The sequence below is a fragment of the Bifidobacterium sp. W8104 genome (genome assembly GCF_016100735.1).
GTDB lineage: Bacteria > Actinomycetota > Actinomycetes > Actinomycetales > Bifidobacteriaceae > Bombiscardovia > Bombiscardovia choladohabitans.
The window spans coordinates 2,009,412-2,031,863 of the sequence record NZ_JACFRW010000001.1 but is presented as its reverse complement, the minus strand read 5'-3'; the positions used below and the strand labels follow the sequence as shown (position 1 = coordinate 2,031,863).

Annotated in this window: 23 protein-coding genes; 5 read left to right on the top strand and 18 right to left on the bottom strand. The window is 53.4% G+C overall.

All coding sequences use genetic code 11. The features are described from left to right. Window positions 1-495: 495 nt before the first annotated feature. The gene (locus tag H3U89_RS08065; RefSeq protein ID WP_332460537.1) at window positions 496-1,272 is read right to left on the bottom strand and encodes a recombinase family protein; all 777 of its coding nucleotides are present in this window, start codon (window positions 1,270-1,272) and stop codon (window positions 496-498) included. Window positions 1,273-1,556: 284 nt separating this feature from the next. Between H3U89_RS08065 and H3U89_RS08060 the strand changes: the two genes are divergently transcribed. Then, window positions 1,557-2,657, top strand: coding sequence for an alpha/beta hydrolase family protein (locus tag H3U89_RS08060; RefSeq protein ID WP_232345623.1), 1,101 nt, complete (start codon window positions 1,557-1,559; stop codon window positions 2,655-2,657). A 68-nt stretch (window positions 2,658-2,725) separates the two neighbouring features. Here the strand turns inward: H3U89_RS08060 and H3U89_RS08055 are convergent, their stop codons facing one another. From H3U89_RS08055 to H3U89_RS08035, 5 genes are all read right to left on the bottom strand, one after another. Next, window positions 2,726-3,400: a response regulator transcription factor gene (locus H3U89_RS08055; RefSeq protein WP_198179577.1), complete on the bottom strand. Its 675-nt coding sequence runs from the start codon at window positions 3,398-3,400 to the stop codon at window positions 2,726-2,728. Beyond that, the gene (locus tag H3U89_RS08050; RefSeq protein WP_198179579.1) at window positions 3,397-4,626 is read right to left on the bottom strand and encodes a sensor histidine kinase; all 1,230 of its coding nucleotides are present in this window, start codon (window positions 4,624-4,626) and stop codon (window positions 3,397-3,399) included. The genes H3U89_RS08055 and H3U89_RS08050 overlap by 4 nt, the downstream gene beginning before the upstream one ends. Window positions 4,627-4,792: 166 nt before the next feature. Beyond that, window positions 4,793-5,593, bottom strand: coding sequence for an ABC transporter permease (locus H3U89_RS08045; protein ID WP_198179587.1), 801 nt, complete (start codon window positions 5,591-5,593; stop codon window positions 4,793-4,795). Then, the gene (locus tag H3U89_RS08040) at window positions 5,590-6,342 is read right to left on the bottom strand and encodes an ABC transporter permease (protein WP_232345621.1); all 753 of its coding nucleotides are present in this window, start codon (window positions 6,340-6,342) and stop codon (window positions 5,590-5,592) included. The genes H3U89_RS08045 and H3U89_RS08040 overlap by 4 nt, the downstream gene beginning before the upstream one ends. Window positions 6,343-6,437: 95 nt before the next feature. Then, window positions 6,438-7,427, bottom strand: coding sequence for an ABC transporter ATP-binding protein (locus tag H3U89_RS08035; protein ID WP_198179591.1), 990 nt, complete (start codon window positions 7,425-7,427; stop codon window positions 6,438-6,440). A 328-nt stretch (window positions 7,428-7,755) separates the two neighbouring features. On the opposite strand from H3U89_RS08035, the gene H3U89_RS08030 reads away from it, so the two are divergent. Together H3U89_RS08030 and H3U89_RS08025 are read left to right on the top strand one after the other, a co-directional pair. After that, on the top strand, window positions 7,756-8,535 hold the full coding sequence (locus tag H3U89_RS08030) for a MerR family transcriptional regulator (protein WP_198179593.1): 780 nt from the start codon (window positions 7,756-7,758) through the stop codon (window positions 8,533-8,535). Window positions 8,536-8,619: 84 nt separating this feature from the next. After that, window positions 8,620-9,147, top strand: a complete 528-nt coding sequence (locus tag H3U89_RS08025) for a hypothetical protein (RefSeq protein ID WP_198179595.1) — start codon at window positions 8,620-8,622, stop codon at window positions 9,145-9,147. A gap of 308 nt (window positions 9,148-9,455) precedes the next feature. On the opposite strand, the gene H3U89_RS08020 is transcribed toward H3U89_RS08025, so the two are convergent. The 11 genes from H3U89_RS08020 to H3U89_RS07970 all read right to left on the bottom strand — a co-directional run bounded on the left by H3U89_RS08020 (window position 9,456) and on the right by H3U89_RS07970 (window position 19,984). After that, complete coding sequence (locus H3U89_RS08020) at window positions 9,456-9,860, bottom strand: DUF2511 domain-containing protein (RefSeq protein WP_198179596.1); 405 nt, start codon at window positions 9,858-9,860, stop codon at window positions 9,456-9,458. Between the two features lie 35 nt (window positions 9,861-9,895). After that, the gene (locus H3U89_RS08015) at window positions 9,896-10,756 is read right to left on the bottom strand and encodes an ABC transporter ATP-binding protein (RefSeq protein ID WP_198179597.1); all 861 of its coding nucleotides are present in this window, start codon (window positions 10,754-10,756) and stop codon (window positions 9,896-9,898) included. A 31-nt stretch (window positions 10,757-10,787) separates the two neighbouring features. After that, window positions 10,788-11,546 carry a murein hydrolase transporter LrgB gene (locus tag H3U89_RS08010; protein WP_198179599.1) on the bottom strand — a complete coding sequence of 253 codons (759 nt, stop codon included), beginning with the start codon at window positions 11,544-11,546 and terminating at the stop codon, window positions 10,788-10,790. Window positions 11,547-12,267: 721 nt separating this feature from the next. Beyond that, on the bottom strand, window positions 12,268-13,113 hold the full coding sequence (locus tag H3U89_RS08005) for a hypothetical protein (protein ID WP_198179601.1): 846 nt from the start codon (window positions 13,111-13,113) through the stop codon (window positions 12,268-12,270). Between the two features lie 14 nt (window positions 13,114-13,127). Beyond that, a complete protein-coding gene (locus H3U89_RS08000) occupies window positions 13,128-13,724 on the bottom strand; it encodes an RNA polymerase sigma factor (RefSeq protein ID WP_332460538.1) in 597 nt (198 codons plus the stop codon). A gap of 208 nt (window positions 13,725-13,932) precedes the next feature. Next, the gene (locus H3U89_RS07995; RefSeq protein WP_198179603.1) at window positions 13,933-14,466 is read right to left on the bottom strand and encodes a ClbS/DfsB family four-helix bundle protein; all 534 of its coding nucleotides are present in this window, start codon (window positions 14,464-14,466) and stop codon (window positions 13,933-13,935) included. A gap of 312 nt (window positions 14,467-14,778) precedes the next feature. Continuing rightward, window positions 14,779-16,164: a hypothetical protein gene (locus H3U89_RS07990; RefSeq protein ID WP_198179605.1), complete on the bottom strand. Its 1,386-nt coding sequence runs from the start codon at window positions 16,162-16,164 to the stop codon at window positions 14,779-14,781. 32 nt (window positions 16,165-16,196) lie between these two features. Beyond that, a complete protein-coding gene (locus H3U89_RS07985) occupies window positions 16,197-16,955 on the bottom strand; it encodes an ABC transporter ATP-binding protein (RefSeq protein ID WP_198179606.1) in 759 nt (252 codons plus the stop codon). Window positions 16,956-17,243: 288 nt separating this feature from the next. Then, a complete protein-coding gene (locus H3U89_RS07980; RefSeq protein WP_198179608.1) occupies window positions 17,244-18,284 on the bottom strand; it encodes a zinc-dependent alcohol dehydrogenase family protein in 1,041 nt (346 codons plus the stop codon). 308 nt (window positions 18,285-18,592) lie between these two features. Further along, complete coding sequence (locus H3U89_RS07975; RefSeq protein WP_198202428.1) at window positions 18,593-19,159, bottom strand: endonuclease III domain-containing protein; 567 nt, start codon at window positions 19,157-19,159, stop codon at window positions 18,593-18,595. Window positions 19,160-19,336: 177 nt separating this feature from the next. After that, a complete protein-coding gene (locus tag H3U89_RS07970) occupies window positions 19,337-19,984 on the bottom strand; it encodes an HAD family hydrolase (RefSeq protein ID WP_198180543.1) in 648 nt (215 codons plus the stop codon). A gap of 311 nt (window positions 19,985-20,295) precedes the next feature. Here H3U89_RS07970 and H3U89_RS07965 point away from each other — a divergent pair, with 311 nt between their 5' ends. Both H3U89_RS07965 and H3U89_RS07960 read left to right on the top strand, forming a co-directional pair. Continuing rightward, window positions 20,296-20,634, top strand: coding sequence for a metalloregulator ArsR/SmtB family transcription factor (locus H3U89_RS07965; RefSeq protein ID WP_101432353.1), 339 nt, complete (start codon window positions 20,296-20,298; stop codon window positions 20,632-20,634). A 10-nt stretch (window positions 20,635-20,644) separates the two neighbouring features. Next, on the top strand, window positions 20,645-21,373 hold the full coding sequence (locus H3U89_RS07960) for an SdpI family protein (protein ID WP_198179612.1): 729 nt from the start codon (window positions 20,645-20,647) through the stop codon (window positions 21,371-21,373). 443 nt (window positions 21,374-21,816) lie between these two features. Here H3U89_RS07960 and H3U89_RS07955 read toward each other — a convergent pair whose 3' ends face one another. Further along, window positions 21,817-22,293, bottom strand: a complete 477-nt coding sequence (locus H3U89_RS07955; RefSeq protein WP_198179614.1) for a GNAT family N-acetyltransferase — start codon at window positions 22,291-22,293, stop codon at window positions 21,817-21,819. Window positions 22,294-22,452 lie beyond the last annotated feature (159 nt).

The window sequence follows — 22,452 nt, the reverse complement described above, 5'->3', positions numbered from 1 at the left end:
GTCTCGGGGCCGTCCCAGGTAGTGTTCCCCGCATCCGCGGGGATGATCCCTCATCGCCTGGCTCCAAAAAACCATGGTCGTGGTGTTCCCCGCATCCGCGGGGATGATCCCACGCATAAGCCATCACAGGTCGCAAAGCTAACGTGTTACCCGCATCCGCGGGGATGATCCGCCTTCTGGAATGATCGTCTTCCGAAGGTGTAGTACATATCCAATATATGGACAGATATTGCCAAAGTGACAATTCTCTAGCATAATTCTCTTATGCATAAATCGTGCATTTTGTTGCGACGGCAAAGGAACCGCCATGACACATATATCTTTGAAACAAAAGCTATTTTCTGACGCGAATGGCTGGGTTCGTGTTGGCGATGCAGTTGCTGGATGCCTTTTCTGATGTCCAATAAACCAATAGATATTGCTGTCAGCTTTTTCGGACTAGCGTTAGTCCTTGCCCATATTATATCGTTTGTTACTGATTCACAGTTCTGGGCTTTATGCACTTATCCAGTGGCTTGGGTGGCGATGATTATCTTTATGGCAATAGAACGCCGAGGGAAACACGATAAAGACTAGCGTCATTTGAAGATGCTGAAATGTGTGAGTTGGGCGAACTGCCACATGTTTTATAGTTCGCCCTGTTCGCTTTTCCTTATGTGCTCTAATTCGTGGCCAAAGCACTCCATATACAGTTCCTCTGGATATCCTAAACCGCTGTGCGATCTCGTTGACAGTGACGCTTTTGGACGCGTAGAGCTGTCGGACCATGGCCTCAGCGCTCTTGCTGAGTTTGTGGCGCCGGCCACCAACCCTACCTCTCGACCGGGCAGCCTTCAGACCAGCATTTGTCCGTTCACGTATCAGGTCTCTCTCGAACTGAGCCATGGCCGCAAACACATTGAACACCAAGACGCCGCCAGGTGTTGTGGTGTCCATCTGCTCTGTCAGCGACTTGAAGCCGACCCCCATGTCCTGCAGTCGGTTCATGACATCAACCTGGACACTGCGCCCCAGACGGTCAAGCTTCCACACCACCAGCACATCACCCTCCCGAAGGACCTCAACCATCCAATCGAGCTCCGGCCTGCTGGCCTTCGCACCTGAAGCGTGATCCACATACCATCGCTCACACCCTGCAGATTTCAAAGCATCGACCTGCAGGTCCTCATTCTGGTCCAATGTGCTGACCCGGGCATATCCAATCAGCATGAGCACGATCCTCCCCCGCACGAGTTCTCTGTGGCCTCTATCCGCAAGTGTTTCAAAACTCATCCTTCATCAATTAAATATTACATTGATTTTTAGACGAGTTTTGAAACACTTAAACAGATGAAACACCTCTCTGGACCCTGCACCTCACTAATTGTGCCAAAAACGAACCATTCTCAAACGATCATCGGCTAATAAGATTCTGACTACCTCTGCCACATGAATAGGAGGACAAATACTTACAAACAGCCGATTACGGCATTGCATACCAATTAGTCGGCCTGGCTTCATAGCTGTAAAGTTTATAGTTATACAAACAGACAATGGGGTGCCGATCAGGGAGTGAAATGTCCGAAAATCCGGGCGGGACAAAGCCCAAACGCAATTGGAGGCGGGTCCTTCTTGCCCTGGCAATAGTACTTGTTCTTGTCATGGCAATCATTCTGCCGGGGGCTTCCATTTTGGTCTATGAGGACACCTTCGGAAAACGGTATAACACTCCCGGATGGATGCGTTATGCGCTCGCAGACTTTCCCGGCTTGCGTATGAAGCGGTGCGTCTTCCGGTCCAAGGACGGTAAGGAACTGGCGGGATATCAGTATTCAAGAAATAATCCGAACCAGCGAGAGGACAAGGCTGAGGGCCTGGTGGTCATTGCTCATGGTTTCGGCGGCGGCGGACAGAATACCTACATGGATGTTGCCAACTATTTCACCGCCCAGGGCTTCCTGGTCTTCGCCTATGATGCCACCGGCAACGATGAAAGCGCCGGCAAGTCCGTCAGGGGCCTTCCTCAAGGTGTCGAGGATCTAGACCAAGCTCTTCGTTTCGTGGAGGGTGAGCAATCATATAAGGGCCTTCCTCTTTTCCTGTTCGGGCAGAGCTGGGGAGGTTATGCGGTCGGCGCTGTTCTCAACCTTCACCCAGAGGTCAAGGCTGCAGTCATGGTTTCTGGATTCAATCGTTCGATCGATATGATGCGTCAGCCCGGCAGAAAAATCGCTGGCCCTGCCGTCTCGCTTATCCTGCCCTGCCTGGGCTTATATGAGCATGTAAAGTTCGGGAAGTTTGCGGGCTATACCGCTTTGGATGGCTTGAAGCAATCCAAAGCGGGAATTTTCATCACTCAGAGCCGTGACGATCAGGTGGTACCGGTCAGATATAGTTATGACCTCTTCCATGAGACATTTCAGTCCAACCCACGATTCCGTTTTCGTGAATACCAGGATCGCGGGCACGCCTATGTCTACTATTCCCAGGACTCAGTACAATACCGCAAGCAATTCGACCAGGAATACAAGGAACACATGAGACGACTGGGTCAAAAGCCTTCTAACGAAAGCTATAACGCATATTCGGCCAAGCATTTCGACAACTCGAAGGGCTACGAGCTGGATGTGCCGTTGATGAACCAAATGGCGGACTTTTATCGCCAATATATGGATTAAGCCGTAAAGATACAGCCGGATGCAGCCCTCTTCCATCTACGGATAAGCCCGCTTGCATTCAGTGCTATTCAGTGGTTTGCAATGTTGGCTTGATACCAAAGGACGGCGATGTTGATCCGGTCCCTGACTTTGAGTTTTGCCAGTATGCGGCTGACTGTCTTTTTGACCGAGTCGGGCTGCAGCTGGAGGCGCTCGGCAATCTCCGCATTGGTCAGGCCTTGGCTGACCAGCGAAGCGACCTCAAGCTCGCGTTTGCCCAGCTGGGCGAATTTTTCGCGAGCCTTAGACTCATCACTGGCTCTTGTCTTTGGGACTCCCCTCCTGATCACTTCGGCCGTGATGCGTGGCGTGAGAATGGCATCGCCTGCATGCAGCGCATGGATGGCTCTGTGCAGATCCGCTGTCTTGACATCCTTGAGCAGGAATCCGGATGCGCCAGCCCCTAAGGCTGTGAACGCATAGTCGTCTTCGTCGTAGGTGGTCAGAATAAGAATGCTCATTTCAGGGTGGAGCTTTTTGATACGGCTGGTGGCATCCAGCCCGTCCATGACCGGCATTCGCACATCCATCAGAATCACATCAGGCAGGGGTTGCTGATTTTCGGTGGCTGTGGCCAGTTTTTCCAAAGCTTCTTGGCCGTTGGCCGCCTGTGCTACGACATGCAAGGTTGGATCCTTGGCGACCATGAGTGCCAGTCCCATGCGGGTCGGGCGCTGGTCGTCGACGATCATGACACGGATCATGCACTTTCCTCCTTACCCGTGTTGTCAGCTGCCGTAGCAGCTAGCGAGGGTGGTATACGAGCCTGCAAGGTCCAACCGTCAGGACCAGGACCAGAATGGAAGCTGCCCCCATGAGCTTGCACCTCGGCTCCTAACCTGGCAAGGCCTGTACCGTTGCTACCGTTGTTGTCAGTATCGTTGTTCAAAAGTTGGCCATCATCACGAACGGTAATGTTTGTGCCGCCCTGGCTGTCGTGATCCCAGGAGACCACAATGCAGTTGACCTTCCGTCCATGGCGGAGGGCATTGGTGACTGCCTCACTGGTCACGGTGAAAGCGAGGTTGGCCTGTTCGGAATCCTGCGGTCGATGGCCTGTCTCTGTCAGGGCAGTGCTGATTCCGGCTTGGCGGGCGTGGTCGAGAATGGGTTTGATGTCATCCCAGCCATGCCCCTCCCCTATGGACTGCGCTGGGTTGTTTTCAGGTCCTGCCTTTGATTGCAGGGTTTTTACAGCTGTCCGGGTGTCATCCAATCCCTGTCGTGCCAGGTCGTTGATCATCGAGATGGCCTCATCAATTTCCGGCTTACCGCTGGCATGATCCATCCCCTCGGATAGGGCGATGATGGCGGTCAAGTCGTGACCCACGCTGTCATGCAGTTGGGCGGCGACCTTGGACTGATACATGGCCTCGTCCCGCTCGCGGGCCAGGGTCTGGGCATGCGAGCGCTCCTCCTCCAGCGCCTGCTCCGACATGCGTGACTGCCTTGCTGAGCGTGAGAAAAAGGCGGCTGTCAGACACAGGGCGAATGCCAGACCAGTCGGATATAGAAGGTCAGTGAAGTGGACATCATGATGCCAGTTGGCAGAGAGTGCAATGCTGAGCAGACCCAGAATGGTGGAACTACACAGTCCAGCTGCCAATGATGCCATGCTTTTGGCTTCTACTGCGCAGGCGTAGAGGTTGACGAGCCAGGGAATGATCAGGTAGGTGCATCCCGAGCCATAGATTGCGGCAGAAAGCGCAAGCAATCCACTGACCGCCAGTAGGGTCGCCAAGGGATATAGTCGGCGCAGGCATAGGGTGACAAGTGTGAGAAAAATAATGACCACAAACAGGGGCAAGCCCCAGCTGGCGGACTTCATTACCTGGTAGAGGGTCCGGTTGGCGCTGCTCGGGGCGAGGATCAGCCTAGTCAGCATCATCGTCTCGTAGATGGCGCAGAGAAAGACTGCCACGAAGGTCATATATGGCCGGTTCCACAACTGAATCCAGCCTTGAGTCTTCTTGCCTGCTCTCATCGGTGAGCCTCTTCCTGATAACTGCCGGTATTCCATTATGCTGTCAGACACTGAGATGTGCGACCTTACTTACGAGTGCTGCATCCTCTCTTTATTGACTCTGCGCTTAAGATCAGATGGCTCTGCGAGCCTGGTGCCGGAATATAAGGAGGCTGATCAGCACCCAGAGGATTGCCGTCATGCACGAACCCGCCATAGAGGTCGTGGATGCCATATTGCCCATGTCGCGGGCTGCGGATGCAGTGGTGATCAGGGCCAGCGGATAAGGCAGTGCCAAAGCCGGTGCGGCAAGCGACAGCGCACAGCCTGCCAGGGTGAGCAGAAACATGATGCTCATGGTTGAGGCAAAGGATTCGGCTCTGGCAGCTATGGCCTGGGTCAGAGTCATAATGGCCCACACTGCCAACGTCATCGGTACACCACGCATAAGATAGGGACCGAGTTCCACTGGGCTGAATCCTCCTACCAGAACACCCACGAGTATGAATTCGGATTCGAAGATGGCGACGGTAAGGAGGGAGGCCAGCAGTCCATGCATCACCTTCCCGGCTTGGGCAGTCCCGACCATGCCTGAGGCATTAAGACGCTGCCAGTTTCGTCCCCTATGCTCGTTGGCTTCAACCTGGGCTGCAAAGGCCGCGACCAGGACTGGCATGAAGACCATGCTTGGCAGAAGGATCGCCTGCCCCCAGACCGCAGCCCAGGTCACCCCTTGAGCCTGGAAGTCCGGTTTGTAGCTCTGATACTGGTCCCAACCGTTGAAGATTCCTACGGCGTCGAAGAGCATGGTGGCCAGCCAGTACCAGAGATTGCCGGCCTTGCGGATCTCCCATTTGAAGGCGGCGGCGATCGATGGCTTGTGGCGATGCATCGGGGTGATGGTTATAGCGTTTGCAGGGTATTGCCTGTTCATCGGCCTGACTCCTTGACCTTGATGATGAATGCTGATATTCCCGACCAGATAATGCAGGCCAGAAGGCTAGTGAGGACTTTTGGCCAGGGATTGGCGACCAAGGTCATTCTGGCAAAACCATCAGAGCTGGCTGAAAACAGGAAGGGGCTGGCGGCGGAACTGATTCCTGCCGGGAAGAGCCAGCCTAGACCTGGCATATTCATCGGACCAAGTCCAGTCCCGATCAGACCGGCTATGACACCCAGACCCAGTCCTATGGCTTGTTTATCTATCGTCAGCGATAGGGCGAGTTGTATAGCCGTGACCGCCATAGACGAGAAGCAGGCAATCAGTGCCGGAACGAGTATGTATTCGGCCAGACTGCCCTCGAGATGGAATCCTTGTGCTGAAGCTGCCAGCGGTACCCACGTCAGAGGAATTACGAAACATAGCGTAATCACAGACCCAGCAACTATGAGCTTGGCAAGAAACCTCTCAGTCGCATCCTGTCCTAGGGAGCGCCATTTGAGATCCATGCGCTCGCCGCTCTCCAGGACAGCAAGTCGGCTGGTCAGCAGAGCGGCAAGAATGGGTGCCAGTAGGCTAACAGTTTGGTAGATCTCACCTTGAGCAAGGGCTACGGCATGTGTGGCAGGGTTCGCAGATTCTGCTCGTTTTATGAATGCTAAGCCCGACCATGCCGAGACTAGAGCAATCATGCCCAAGGCCATCCACCAGAATGATGAGCCTTTCAACTTGTGCAGCTCCATCGAAAGCAGAGTAAGTAGCCCTCCAGGATAAGATGAGCGTGGCGGTTTCCCCAATCGAAATGCTTCAGACAGCATGGAGATTGATTCGACAGAGCTCATCGTGTGCTCCTCTGTTTATGACCGGACGGCTGCATAGGGCACTGCGCTGCATGGTTCTGCGGGTTTTCCACTAGTTCGAGGAAGGCCTCTTCCAAGCTCTTGCGTTCGGAAGCGACACGGTATACCTGCAGACCATGCGATACCAGCTGAGTCACCAGCGCTCCGATTTGCGGATCGGGTATCTCGGGAATGCGCAGGGTTGCGCTCTTCCGGATATATTCGTGGTGAATGCTTTGAGTTTCAAGTATCTCTGACACGAGCCCAGGATCGGATACCCGTAGATCGATATGACCCTCTTCGCGCAGATTTTCCAATGTCCCCTGGTAGAGCAGATGACCATCGGCAATGATGCCAACCACCGGAGCCATCTTTTCGATCTCGGACAGGATATGGCTGCTGATGATGACGGTGACTCCCTCGGATGCAGCCAAGTCCATGATCATCTGTCGCACTTCGACCACAGCTGCGGCATCCAAGCCATTGGTGGGCTCATCCAGGAGCAGAAGCTCCGGCTGCGAGATCAGCGCCATGGCGATGCCCAGCCGCTGCTTCATCCCCAGGGAGTAGGCGCCCGCCTTCCTCTTCTCGTATCCCCGCAATCCAACCTTGGTGAGCACTTCTGAGGCAGCCGAAACTGGCAGATCCAGATAATCGGCTACCATGCGGCAGTTATCGAGACCTGATAGGCCTGGATAGAAGCTGGGTCCTTCAATCATGGAGCCCACACGGCCCGCCTGGATCCTGCTCTTCTTTCCGACCTGCTGTCCAAGCATCCATATGCTTCCAGCAGTCGGTTTTGTCAATCCCAGGAGGAGTCTCATGGTGGTCGATTTTCCGGCTCCGTTTGGTCCCAGCAGTCCGTAGACCCCGCCTGCCGGCACCCGTAGATTCAGTCCATCCACGGCTTTGAATCCGCCATAGGCCTTGACCAACCCCTGTGTGGACACAGCCAGTTGCGGGTCGTTGTTTCCGTCCGTATATGCCATTGCGCCTCCCCTTCCAATCGGAATTCAACTGATTCCTATGCAAGTTCGACGGGCGCAATCCTTCAACGCGGGAAAAGAAACTGTCCCCTGCAGGGGACACGTCGCTGCTGACGAGGCTAATTTGCACCCATGGGAAAGGAGTCACGCTGGATTTAGTCGTTTTCATAATCGGAGGGGGAATACTTCGCAAACAAGCAGGATCAAAAGCTGCCTCCTCAAGAGCCTGTTATTGGGGCGTTTGGGGCCGGTGTGTGCATGCACTGCCTCATCCATCCCCAGGAAACAATTGATTTGACCTTGACATGATGGCAGGGTTTAGGGTCAAGGCATGACACGTGAGAGCGAATTCAGTGGCGAAGGCAGCAAGAGCGGCTTGAGCATCGGTCAGATGTCTGAGCTTACGGGGGTCAGCCGGAGAATGCTGCGCCACTGGGAAGAGGAAGGACTGATCTATCCCATTCGTGGACTGTCGAATTACCGGCAATATATGCAGGATGACGTCGCACGGCTGGAGCGAATTGTGACCTACAGGGAGATGGGCTTCAATGCCAGACAAATCAAGGCATTGCTCGATTGCAAAACACCGCTTGCTTTGGACGAGTTGCAGGGACAGCGATCGCAAATTGATGAGAAAATCCAGCATCTTAGGAAAGCTGCGGATCGTCTGGACCGACTCATAGCCCTTGCCGAGGGAAAGTCAGGTAATGATTCAGCTCCTACGAAGTCGGAAGCATACGAACGCTGGGGTGCTAGCAGGCAGTGGCTTGAGTATGCGGAGCGAAAAGCTTCCCGCTCCGAACAAGAACAGAAAAAGGACATGACCCGGCTTAAAGACGTGGAAAGTGAGCTTGCACAAGCCAAACGAAAAGGTCTGGCTCCGACATCAGATAAGGTTCTCGAACTGATTGACGAGCATCGGCAGGCTTTGTCATGGTTCCATGTGACGCCGTCCATGCATGTCATTCTGGGGCGATTATATGTGGCCGACCCGCGTTTCAGACGCCATTACGAACAACTGGAACCTGGATTGGCGAAATGGATGCTGGTCGCAATCGAAACTGCAGCGCGTGCAAGCGGGATAGATCCGGCAACCGTCAAATGGGAGTGATGCAGTCAGTATCTTCCGTCTACGTATCACGTTTTCTGTTCGACTACCCAATTCAAAACACTTCAACTAAGGAACGAGGTAGCCATGGACAACCATGACCAGCCCAAAGCTACTGCTTATGCATGTGCAGGCATAAGTCCCGTGCCGGAGCCGGGGAAGGATGCGAAACCGCCGGAGCCTTATAGGGGCATCTATCTCATGCCCATGTTCATGTGCCTGTATAGCGACGATCTAGATGAATCAGAGGTTTTCTGGACGCAGGGATTGGGTTTCATCAATTTATACACCATGCCGGGCATGATGATTCACTTGAGGCGCTGGGCCTTTCAGGATGTGCTGATTCGTAAGAGTGGTTCCAATACTGGCGACCCTGATACGGATATGGAGTCCATAGGAAGTCTGAGCGTAGCAGTCACGGAAAAGCAGATCAGCAAGATTGTGGATTCATGCGAGCGCCTTCGTCCTGGCTCCACTTCAGCTCCATTACGTAAGCCGTGGAACTCGCTTGAAGCCAGGATTCACACTCCGGAAGGCCTGGCCCTTACCCTTACCGCTGCCTTGGCTGTCGATAAGAAGCAGACCGAAGTTTATCTAAACTCGCACGGTCAATGAGCAAAGTTCAAGCCCTCCTCCCCCGTCATTATTTGATTCTAAGAGCAACGATTAGATGTCCCTAACGGCTGGTGGGTTAAAACATAAGGCTCTATGTCTTTGAACAGATAATTATTGGCTCCAGCCTCGATGGCCGGCAGAATATGGTGGTAAGAGGTGCATTCCAACTGCGCTGCCAGCCAGTTGAATGGCACGGTTGAAACAGAATGTAGATGCATAATCCGGCAGGCTGCTCTGGACCCGGTAAGATCAGGTAGGGTGCCTGAAGAGGACAAACCGCAAAGCCCTGTAAAATTGGTTTAGTTGGTTTATTTTGGTATGTTACAGACCGAGAAGGCGAAACTCATAAGAGTTCCCACTGATTTACTCTTATCTGATTTTAATGTTTCAATGCTTTTGAGATGCTCATTGTCTTGCACCTGGTTCAGCGCGTACTGTTCACCATCTGAGGTGGTAAAGCGGAGGATGGGGTCTCCCTGCTTGCTGAGCTTGCATGACACGGTGCCTTTATCTACCTTCAGAGGCCAGGTGTGTCCCAGTTCTTCTTTTGAAATTGCTTGCGGGTTACTGGTAGCTGCAACCCTGTTGCTTCCATCAGTGGAATATTCTTCAGGGTGCCTCATGCCATCAGTGCAGCCGACAACCCCCACTGTCAGCATAATTGTGGCGCATATCAGGAAAAGGGTTCTGAGGCTCTGCTTGATTCGTTTCATAATTATCGACGTTCTTTCATACTTAGGGACGGTTTCTAGCGCTCGCTGGCCAAAGCCATATATCCGTCCTCGAGATTGGGCGCAGTTTCGACAGAGCCCGCAGGCGGTGTATCGGTAACTATGCGGTACCTCGTCCCCTGTGGGGTGGGTTCCGCGTTGATGATTGTGGCATTTTCCGGTAGGGCCGCGATAGGGGGCGTGATCCAGGTGTGACCGGCAGCTTCATGGATCAGCCCCTCTGTCGGCCCGTCATACTGGTTGCGTCCGCAACGTAATACACACACCCAGGGGCAGGTTTGTGCAACATCATCGAGTATGTGGGTGGAGAGGATAACGGTTCGATCCTGCCCCAGCTGGGCAAGGAGCGTGCGGAACCGCATGCGCTCTTCGGGATCCAACCCCGCTGTGGGTTCGTCGACTACCAGTAGCCGGGGGTCGCCCATAAGTGCCTGTGCGATGCCTACCCTGCGCCTCATACCCCCGGACAACCCTCCGATAGGTTGGTTCATCACGTCTTCCAATCCCACCTGTTCCAGGAGGGTATGTGCCTGCTCCTGCCGTGCACGTTTATTCTCGATCATTTTCAAGATGCCGATATAGTCAAGGAATTCAAGCGGGGACAGGTTCTCGTAGGGGGTGATGTGCTGTGGCAGATAACCCAGGTGCCGTTTTAGATTTCGCCTGTTGGCCGGCGAAGACAGGTCTTGTCCATCAATAAAAATTTTACCTTTAGTCGGTTTGATTATTCCGGTGAGAATACGCATGAGGGTTGTTTTGCCGGCACCATTTGGTCCTATGAGCCCTATCATGCCCTGTGGAAGATCGACGGTCAGATCGTTCAAAGCGGCCGGTCTCCCCCGAAAATCCTTGGTCAGATGGTCAATCGAGATAAACATGTGAGTAATTCCTTTCGAAGTCAGTGGATAGTCAGACCCGAGCTTTTATGTGGTTGGAGGCTATGTTTGCACCAGTGAAAAGAAGGAAGATAATACACACCTGCCAGAGCAGCGATATGACTCCTGATTGGGCGGTAAAGGGGCCGTTCGCTGGTGCGTACATAGGATTGGTGTGGAACCATCCCTGCGCGATCGGATCGCCAATGACTGATAGGGGGCCGCCATTGAGCGTCGGAAGTGGTAAGAGTGGGGTATAGAAAGCCAGCCAAGCCCATGCCAGGACGGCAAGAATTCGGGCCAGGATTGTGGGTAACAGGGCTCCCAGCAGGGCGGATATCCCCATGGCAATCAGCATTGATGGTGAGAGTATGACAAGTGCTACTGCCAGGGCCACCAGTACTGCCTTACCGTTGCCGTGGATGGCTTGGTGGACAGCGATCAATACAAGGAAAAGCAGGGAAGGTGATATGCAGATGACCCAGGCTCCCAAGACATGAGCTGCGCGGATGACTGCCATCGGCAAGGGGGAGGTGGATTCAAGTTCGTCCATACCTGTTCGCCTGCCGGCAGTCATAAGGTCGCTAAAGGATGCTGCGTATGCCAACGGGGTGAACATAGCAAGAACCTGTCCGGTAAAGACAAGACCCTGTATGTTGCTGAATCCAGGTGACTTAGGAGAGGCATAGGCCAAAAAGAGTGCGAAGAGCGCCAGCGGTATGCTGGCTATCCACAGAGCTTTACGCCGATAAAACATCAGTAGTGTGATGCGTACAAGGCTGAGTATCCTCATAGTTCTGCCACCTGCAATACGTTGCGTTCTGTATTACTGCACGTTTTCCATCCGAAGATTGCGCATGCTGCTGCAATAATCGATGGGACGAGTCGTTGCCCGGCCGGATCGGTTATGTACGGATCCCATATGAAACATAAAAACAGCCAAATAGCCATGGAAGCCAGCGACGACGTTGGCATGGACATGGTAAGTACGGCTATGAGGAAAACCAGGCAATTGACAATGAATATACCGCCAACCGGGGTAATTATGCTCACCCATCCCAGGTCACGTGGCCACAGTCGCATCATATGCAAACCGAGAAAAAGAAGGCCTGCGGCAGTAAGAAATGCCACGGTAATGATAAGCAGCCTGGTCGCTTGAACCTTCCGCCATCCAGTTGGAGTTGACTCGGAGAGTTCAACGAGTGGGTCGCCGTTGAGCACGAAAGCTGTGCATAGGCCAGCAGCAATGACTGGCACCTGAGTGAGAACCATCATAACTGGCCGTATGCGGCCCGGTGACCAAATGCCCTCCAGCAAGAAGCCCGCAAGAAGAATACCTGCGGTCAGTAAGAATGGCAGCAATACCAGCCTATAAAGCCTCTTGAACTGTATACCTACGAAAGCCAACCTCGTTCACCTTCTTCATATCTGGTTTTGGCTTCGGTTGCCGCCAGATATTGCTCGCTGCTTGTTCCGTCTGCTTAGTTAGTAGCGAGAGAGGATGAAAAGGTTCATTAATTTTTATATCCACAGGCGAGTTGAGTATGCCAGGCAAGAGGGGCTGTAAGGATAACAGCAGATAGGAGTCCCAGTGTCAGTAGGATGGTCCCTGCCCAGGCTGCGGTTGTAGTGGGTACCGAATTGACCCATGCCGGTAGGAAAAATGATGACCTAAAGTTCTGCAAAGTTCTCAATAGTGGTACAAGTACTCCTAGGAGCAGTGCAATCCAAGGGCATTGCCATATGCATAAGAGGGCCACGATATTCGCCAGGAGTGTCATGGGGGCTATCGTTTGGGCAATAACCGGCAGGGGCCTTATTCCAGGGTTGATGGCAGTGACAATCAATAAGGCCGCTCCCCCGACGACAATGTTGGAGATAAAGGCCAGCAGCAGTCTAGTAGCTACTACAACTTGAGGTCCCAGGGGCATACTGAGCATTAATTCACGATCATCTTTAACGGAAAAGACCAGGATCATGGTCAGTGCCATGTTGAGCATGAGCATATTTGAAAAGATATACGTACCGAGACTGCCGTAACGCGCACCTTGCATAAGGTTGCTGATTAAAACCGAGCACGCTGCTATCGCGATTTCCACCAGTAAGATATATCGCGGTATGAGGCGTAATTGTGCCAGAACAAGCGGGCCACAGGAACGCACTCGACGCATGAATGGCATTGGTTGATCCGTTGCCAGCGACGGCTTCTGGTGGATGGCCTTCATTACGCTAGTAAAAGCTGGAACTGCCGGCTGTGCATTCTGCTCTTTTTCCCTAAGCGCCTCTTGAACTTCGCCCCGGTATTCTTCGGTGACTAGGCCTGTGCTGTCTGGGCTTGTGCTCTTGTATCGGTCTGTCATAATCACCCCTTCAATTATCTCTGGCTCGGCACTTTTTGGGTTTTGACTGGAGCGAGGTCGGTCAATTGCGGGCGCAGGATCTGCCTTGCCCGGGCAATGCGAGACTTCACAGTCCCAACCGGGACGTCGAGCAGGGAGGCTATTTCCGTGTAGGGTAACTCGTGGAGCCAGGCCAGGGTTACCGTGTATGCCATTTCTGCTGGGAGTGCATCAATCCTTTGCCGTATTATTTCCATCGTCAGATCCTTATTGACCAGTTCTACAGGCTCCAGCTGATCATCGGTTATCGAGTCAAGTTCCACCTGATCCATTTGGTCAGGTGGTTTCGGTTTGCGACGTTTCATATAGATTTGCCGCCGGGCAATGCTGAGTATCCAGGTAAGCACCTTGCTGTCTGCACGGAAGGTTTTTGAGGAACGCCAGCAGCCCAGCCAAGTGTCAGCAAAAACTTCGCTGGCATCCTCATCGTCGGATATTCGCAAGGAAATAAAGGCTTGGACGGTATGAGCATACTTATTGTAAAGCGCTTCAAAGGCTGATTCATTCTCAGCGGCCACCATTTTGATCAGCCTTATATCATCAGCATCTGGATCAATGCGAGATCGTTTCACTGATGATGTCCTTCTCTGTATTGTCTACATCCTAGATATCGTCCTGCATACTGTTATGCAAGCGGTTATCGCGGTTATGCTCCATTGCTATTAAGAAAATGCTGAGATGCTGCTTTTTGGATCGTCCATCCTGTGAATCCCGTCGCAAGACAACACATTAACGTCTGCGCATCAAGTAACTTCTCATCAGGTGTAGGTGTCCTAGCGCTTATTTACGCCCTTTCAAGTACTTCCGTATCTTCTTCAGGGCCCAGTCGTAGTGGCTGGAGGTCGAAGAGATGAAGGCAGAGCCCAAGGTAGAGTTGCCTGTCCATGGGAGGGCGCCCTTGGTGAACAGCTGTTCGTTGGTGAACGATTGCGCCAGAGCCATGACCTTCTTATGGGATTCGACGAACAGGTTCAAGGCCTGATCGTAGGTGGTGTCATCATGCTTGTCCCGCAGCTTCACATTCAGCTCGCCGTAATTACGCCAGTTGTAGCCGTCCGGAAGAAAGTCGTGGATCCTGCCCTGCTGGTTGTCCTCCACCCAGTTCAACAGCAGCTGATGCCACTCGTAGAGATGGACGAGCACGTCCTTGATGTTCCTGTCGCGTGCCCAATGGGCCCCCTTCTCCTTGCTCAGGTCGAAGGAAAAGCGGCCATTGCGTTCTTCAGGTGTCAGCGGCTCAAGCAGCGCCATGATTTTGTCGAAGCCATCATCAGCCGCCTTGATGAATTCTTCCTTGGTGGTCGGTCGCGCCATGACGGTCCTCCATTTGTCTGTTGTTGACAAGATTTGACTGGTCCATCGTCACCTGTCTCGGTTTGTCACCGACTGTACCCCATATGGGCCTTGCAAATGCTCATGTGTAGGAAATCATCGCATACTCCAGTGTTTACCTGTATTGGTGGAAAGCCATCAAATGCTCCCAGTTGTACCTACCAATCAAATTCATCAAGCCGAGCGCTGCATATATCGACTTAATTTATTTAACAAGAGACATGAAGGAATGACAGAGGTCGGCAGGCTCGTTGTGGCTCAAATATGTATTCGCGTGCATGCAGCGAGGCTTTATTACTCGCCGATGGCATGCGATATGACACTGACAGAGTTCTCGAATCTGGTGGTCAGGGCTTGGATTCCTGTGGCTGCGGCACCAAGCAGGGATGCGATGAGCACCACTACGATCCAAGCGCCCCATTGCACGCTCATCTGTGCTTTGCCCATAAAGCGTGAGAGCATGAAGGTCAGGGATGAGGTGCAGAGCAAGGTGATGACGAGGGAGAACAGTGTGCTGGTAATCATAGTGATGATGCCGTCAAGTGCGCCCAATACTCTGAGCTGGCCGATTCCGGCACCTGATACGTAGGTCAGCGCCAGATCAAGTCCTCTGCCTTTGGAAGTGATCAAGGTGCCTGCAATTGCACCTGTTATCGCGATGATCATTGGCGGTCCAGTGAGCGCCAAGAGACTCGCAAACATGTCTGTGGTCGCCGGAACAGTGCCTGGTGTGTGGGGAAAAGCGACTAGCAAGGTGGTGATCATTGTGCTCAACCCTCCGCCGACGGTCATCAGCAATGATAGACCCGCAGTCATCGGGATTATCGTCGCTCCCTGGCGCTGTATGCTGCCGACAGCCTGCTGGCCTGCCAGCCTCCAGGCTCTGGATGGCAACGCCACAATACGTGTCCATATCGCCGTGAAGCCGGGCAAGAGATATGGCGCGAAAGCTGCCAGCGAGAATATCAGGAGGAACATGCCGCCCATGGCGAAGGCGAGAAATACCGTCATCCGATCCGCAGCGGCATCGCTGCTCATCTGACTGGCAGGAGGGTTGGTTGCAAGTGCAAAAGCTGGAATCAGCAACATGCAGCCCGCACCAATCAAGCATACGAGTCCCAGGAGGAAGCGGAAGACGCCTATCCGCTTTGGCGGATTCTGGGATTGCCTGAGGGCTTCCATTGGTCGTATTTTCGAGAGCGAACGGATAGTCAACAAGGTGCTTATGAAGATGGGCGCAGCGCTGAAAGCGAGGCCCTTGCCCGGCGAATCGAACAGGTGGCTGCCGGTATAGGTCAAATGCAAATCTAATGGATTTGTCACCATGGCGAAGGTCAAGGGCGTAATCACCGGCAGCAAAAGGCAGGTGCCTGCAACAGACAGGATGAATAATCCAATGACTATCAGCAGATTCCAGGCCAGCAGTTGCCAAGGCAGAGCGCCTTGTAAAACCATGAGCGCCAGTTGATGCCGCCGTTGATTGAGTGCTGAGTTCATGACCCATAGCAGCACAGCTATGGTGATGATCACGCTGAATGCCAAGGCGGGACCAGTGTATGCGGATCCAAGTTCCTGCTCCGGACCCTGATAGTCCTGATCAATGATTGCGGCGACCGCGATAAGGGAGCAGATGACAGTCTGGGATACTACCATGGCCAGCAAGACGGCGCTCCAGACCATGGGCGCTGCTTTGAGTTCGGACAGAGCGCCTCTCATGCCATGGGCGCTTTCGCAGAGAATGACTGGCTGATTCGGCCATCGCGCACGGCAAACAGCCGATCGCACTGACCTGCCACCTCATTGTTATGCGTCACCAATACGATGGTTTTCTTTTCGTGGTTGGCAAGTTCCTTCAGCACCGATATGACCTTTTCTCCTGATTCCTGATCCAGGGCGCCAGTCGGCTCGTCCGCGAATACCACGTCTACGTCGGATAACAGGACGCGGGCCAGGGCAACACGTTGCTGCTCGCCGCCCGACAGCAGGGTGACGCTTTTCTTTTTCTGATCGATCAGGCCAAAGTACTTCAAGAGGGAATCCGCCGTCTTTCTGGGAAAGCGGGATCCACGAAGGGTGAATGGCAGAGCCAGATTCTGTTCGACTGTCATGCTGGTGATCAGGTTGTAGGACTGGAATACGAAGCCTAGATGCTGGCGTCTGAACTTGGTCATGGCCGACAGCCCCAGACGAGTTATGTCCTTGCCCAGCAGAAGCACTGTGCCGCTAGTGGCTTTCTCCAACCCAGCCAGGCAGTACAGCAGCGTCGATTTTCCGCTGCCTGACGGCCCAATGATGCCGGTCATCTCCCCCGGATAGGCAGTGAATGCGATGTCATTGAGAATGGTCAGTGAATCGCCGCGGCGCGGGGAGACCACCATGGACAGCCCCGTAGCTTCAATCGTTGGTGTCGGTCCTCTGCTTTCGCTTACGTTGGGGTTATTCATAGTTGCATCTTTCCCTTGGATGATCATCGACGACCTTCCAGACCGAGGCATCTACGCTCAGTAATGCTGATTCGCCTCGCAGATGTCATGTGCCCTCGTTCGTCGCTTGACCCTGTATGACGGTCATCCTTGTCGTCATCAGTCACTTCCATTGATATCAGCGAAAGAAGGGATGAAATACCCTGATTTACCCTGAATTATCCCTGACACGGCCCTGATTTTTTCGGAATAAGAGGCATGTTCAGGCAGGCATGCTTACGCGGCGCCACCGGTAATGTCAGCAGCGCCGAGAATCAGCTGATTACTGCTGCAGCCTCATTCGCCAACCAGCAGTAGGGATTTGATGGCGGTGCGCTGGTCCATGGCCTCATAGGCCTCCTGGATGTGATCCAAGGCAAAGCGCTTGGTGAAGACCTTGCCTGGCTGGATGCTGCCCTTGAGCACCTGATCAAGCAGCAGATGCCTGTCATATGTGGTGACTGCGGCCGTGCCTCCTCGCAGCCCAACATTGCGCCAGAAGAGCTTAGAGGTGTCCATGGTAGCCTGCTGCGGCACACCGACCCTGCCGACCACTGCGCCGGGCCGGGCCACCCTGGCGGCGGTGTCGGTGGACAGTTCGGTGCCCACGCATTCCAGGACCGCATCGGCTCCTGCTCCGTCGGTGAAGGCCATGACCTGCTCCACAGCAGCGTCGCCGCGTTCAGCCACGATGTCAGTGGCTCCGAATTCACGCGCCAACTTCTGGCGGTCCTCATGCCGGCTCATGGCGATGATGCGTTCGCCCCCTCGCAGCTTGGCTGCTATGACTCCGCACAGACCCACCGCCCCATCGCCCATGACCACGACCGTGTCGCCTTCTTTGACCTGGGCTGTTGCGGCTGCATGATAACCCGTGGCCATTACGTCGGAGAGGGTCAGCAGTGAGTCGAGCATGTCGTCGCTGTAGTCCTCGGGCTGGCCTGGAATCTTCACCAAGGCCCAGTCCGCGTTGGTGAAACGCAGATACTCACTCTGGTAGCCGCCGCTCCCATGCCTGTCCGGATCAAGGCAGTCACCGTCGAAGCCGGCCCTGCAGGCCGCGCAGTGTCCGCAGCCATGGGTGAAGGGCGCAATGACGAAGTCACCAGGTTTGACATGAGAGACATCCGAGCCCACCTTTTCAACCAGGCCGATGGCTTCGTGCCCTACGTGACTGCCTGAGGGCATTGAGGAAATCCCCCGGTACCACCACAAGTCGGATCCGCACACGCAGGCCCGGACGATCCGAATCACGGCATCTCTGGGCTTTTCGATGGTCGGCATCGGCGCTTCCTCCAGCTCGATGCGGCCTGGCTTCACAAACTTTGCTGTCTTCATGCTCCTGCTCCCCGTTCTTCACTACCTGGCATATTCGCCTGCCAGGTATGCGGATGAGTCATAGTCTACGGAGTTCAATCCGCTTGAAGTCAAGTCACAGCCTTATTGTGCGCGATTCACAGACGTGCGGGCAAGATCGCCACACAGGAATACGGTCATTAGTTGCAGCCATATATAGGTGCTGTATAGGGGTGCCGTATAAGGGTTGATATGTAGAGGTGGCGTATTGAGGTATCATCATACGCCTTATGACAAATCGTATATGCATCCTTGCATGCACGTCATAGGCCAAACCTCAACGATTCAACTCATTTGGAGGAGCTTTGTGGACCGCCAAGTGCCTTAAGGAAGGCGGCATAGGCCTGGGGGTTGCGATGGTTTTTGCCCGCTTGGACGATCAACCCGTGATATTCGCGCAAGTCGTTGAGCGGCCATTGATCAACCTGAATAAAATCCGCCTCGTACTCTTCGCCCTCCTGGTATGACCGCAGGGAGGCCCAACCCAGACCGTCCAGCATCCGGCGTGCATAGGCATCCCAGATGAAGCAGGGCTGGCCGAATGCATAAAGCCGTATGACATCCGCCGTCTCGCGTCCGACTCCGGCAATGGTGAGCAGGCTGTCACGCAGACCTTCGTCCGCGCAGTCCTCCACATCGGCCGTGCGGATGCCATGAGCCAGCAGCCACTGAGCCAGGGCTTTGCAGGTGCGTGCCTTGGCTTTCATAAAGCCGCTTGATCTGATTAAGTTCGTCAGTCTTGCCAGGTCGACGTCGGCCATGTTGCAGGGGTTGAGCAGGTTGGCCTTGCGCAGTTGCTCGATGGACATGGCCGCGTTCCCCCAGGCTGTATGTTGGACCAGCACCGCTCCGATCATCATTTCGAAGTCAGTCTCTGCCGGCCACCAATTCTGCAATCCCAGACGAGCGAGCAAACGTGAGTACAGCCACTTTGAGCAATCAGCATTTACTTTGTCTGAATTGCCCATAACGCCTCCACCGAATTATTTGACGCTTTTCATGGTAACAGCCGGCTCCAGTCGGTGCGGAGCGAGTCAGAGAATGGCAGGAGCCTGGGCGAAGTCAGTGATAGCACCATCGGACTCAGAGCGAATGGAATCCCAATCCTTGGCCGAAGACTGGTCGTACATGGCCCAGACCTTCATCCCAGCGCGTTTGGCCGAATCGACGGCGACCAGAAGATCCTCGAACACTGTGCAGTGGTCAGGCGCAACGCCCAACATCCGCGAAGCCAGCAGGTAGATTTCCGGCTCCTCCTTGCCTATGCTTTCGGCGTCATCCACACTGCAGACCTGGTCGAAACAGTCGATCATGCCTGCATGTTTCAGGGCAGCCTGTCGCAGGCGCGGAGGGAGGCTGGTCGCCACAGCCAGGGCGGCACCGCTGGCCCTCAACGCTCGCAGGTAATCGAGTGCATGTGGCTTGGGCTGCACAGCCGTGGCGTAGAGCAGGAGCGCGTCCTGGTTCCACTCCTCAATTAGATCCTCCGAGCGCTCGTCAAGGTGAAAGCGGTCGATGGTGTACCTGGCGATGGCGCCGGTCTGCATGGAGGCCACTGTGGATGCGTAATCGTCCGGCATGGGAATGTTGCGGCGAGCAAAGAAACGTTGGTCGATTTCCTTCCAGACTCCCATGGAATCCAGAAGTGTGCCGTCCAGGTCGAAGATGGCGGCCTTGCCAATGTTGACTTTTGTTCTATTTCCGCCCACGCCGCAAGTTCTCCTATCTGTCGAAGTTCTTCATAGTAGCATGATCTCGGATCATGTCCGGACCGGCGGCTTAGAGCCAAGGTCCTCCCCGATCAGCCATGGCTTCGGAAAAGTAGGTATGTTCAACAGTTTAGTCTTGCTCCGCAAGTCATCATTCCGAGCGATTGTCAATTATTTTGCGCTCAGTGAGTGAAAAGCACATAAAGTCCCGAGAATACATACAATATTGGTTGAAACAATGTTAGCATGCAAATACTAGAGAAAATAATCGAAAAAGGAGTCTTATGGCTATTCAGGAAACAACAGCGGCTCTGGCTGATCCACTGCGTCGTCGTGTGCTGGATCTCTTGGAACAGGGCGGCATGGAGGCCGGACGTCTGGCCGAAAAGCTAGGAATGACGCCATCCAAGCTGTCCTATCATCTGAGGAAGTTGAAAGAAGCAGACCTGATTGTCGGCCACAAACAGGGCACCAGGGTCATCTATGAACTCAATCTGAGCGTGCTGGACAGCACCATTCAGTGGCTCTACCGCCTGCGGACAAGCGCCAGCGACAAGAGAAGTCTGCCCGAGCCGCGGACTGTGAGCAAGGAAACTGGTTCGACGGCGGTTTCCGAGTCCTAGAGAGACTCTCATGGCGGATGGCAGCAAAGCGGGTCGGTTCGTCCCGACCCTTGTCGCGGCTCAGTGGTTGCCGGGGATAATCATGCTGGGCGTAAGCCGCATAGTGGTCAATCGTCTACCGAATGAAAACGTCCCGCTTCATTGGAATGCACAGAACCAGGTGGATCGCTGGGGCTCTCCCCAAGAGCTGGTTTGGATGCCCTGCTTCAGTCTGGTCATTGCGCTGATTTGGACCATCCTCATGCTCGTCCTGCGCGCATATTTGATTAAACGTGGTGATGAAGCGGGGCATACCTTGACCGTTTTTCTGCTTGGTGGTCTATGCATGCAGATTATTTTCGCGGTTTTAGATCTGTTCGAATTAGCTGTTGCTGATCCTCATTGGGGATGGTGGCCGACGGATTTCGGCATTGATAAGGTCGCCATGCTATTGACTGGTCTGACTCTCATAGTCATCGGCAATCTTGCTCCTAAAACCAGACCCAATGGCATCAGCGGTTTTCGGGTGCCAGGTGCCTACTCCAGCCGCGAGGCTTGGCGCCGTTGTCAGCAGTTTGGCGGGGTGCTCTTCATGATTCTGGGCGTGGTCATGATCCTGGCCGCCCTGGCTTATAGCGGAGTCAGGCTCTACTGGATCTGTGGAACCGCTCTGGCAATCGTCCTTGTACTCATATGTGCCTATGGTTCATACGCTGGCAGGAAGTATGCCGGGCAGGGAGAACCTATATACCACCGTTAGTTCCTGTATGCAATGCGTGGACTGAATGAGACGGTAAATGTCAGATCAGAATACAAGTAAGAACTTCCAGAATTCGCTGGAAGGATGTCGAAGCTGATTTAGATCAAATCAAGTATCCGGCAACATGGTGCTTGATGGTAGCGTCAGTACACGAGTCAAATTCGACAGTTCGACCAGTCATCGGCTTTCACGCAGAAAGCTCTATTAGTGGCCATGGTGCACAGCCTGTATTTCATGGAAATCAGCCTGTCGAAAACAAGGATTAAAGCCAGCGCACTTCTGTCGGGGATTATTGAGGAAGTAAGAGCATCCCCGGTATCTTGCTCGTCTGACTAATCCAAGAATGACTGGCTACACGCCCAACAATCACCCGCACACTCACCCGCTTGAACTTGCATAGCTGTCCAGCCAGTTCAGATTCCAGGGAAGTTCTTGCTTTCTCATCAATGATTCACAGTTTTGCTTAGATTAATGAATTCATATACGCCATCGTTTGATTTCTGCAGTTTAGAACCATCTGTTTTAAATCCTGCTCTCTGGTAAACTTTAATTGCACGTTTATTGAAGCTAGCTACAGATAGAACTATTATTCTGTAATTGAAATTATTCTGTATAAATGCTTCGATCTCTGTAATGAAATTTAATCCCAGCCCTCGTCCAGTCAAGTCCGGTCTCAATCCTAAACCGACTTCTACCCTTTCCTCTGATAACCTTTCCAAGCAAAAATAACCAACCAGTTCATCTGTATCGTCCAAAATCTGATAGTACTTATTTGCCCGCAACCTTGGAGTGATTATCTCTTCAAAATCCTCTTGATCATTCTCCATATCGTAAAAACTATACATATCGCTGTAATGCCATTCTCTGGCTATCTGGTCTGCATTTGCCTGAGTTAATAACGCTATTTTTTCAAACTTCATATTTTTCCCTTACTCAATATACAGACTCGGAATTTATATTGGTAATAATGGTACAAAGACCTCGTTTAAGTGACCCAACAGTCAATCAATAAAACCCAAACTTTGGAAAAGACACGAATCTTGTAAGCCAAGTTTGCATTGCGAGGCTACCGGAGTGAG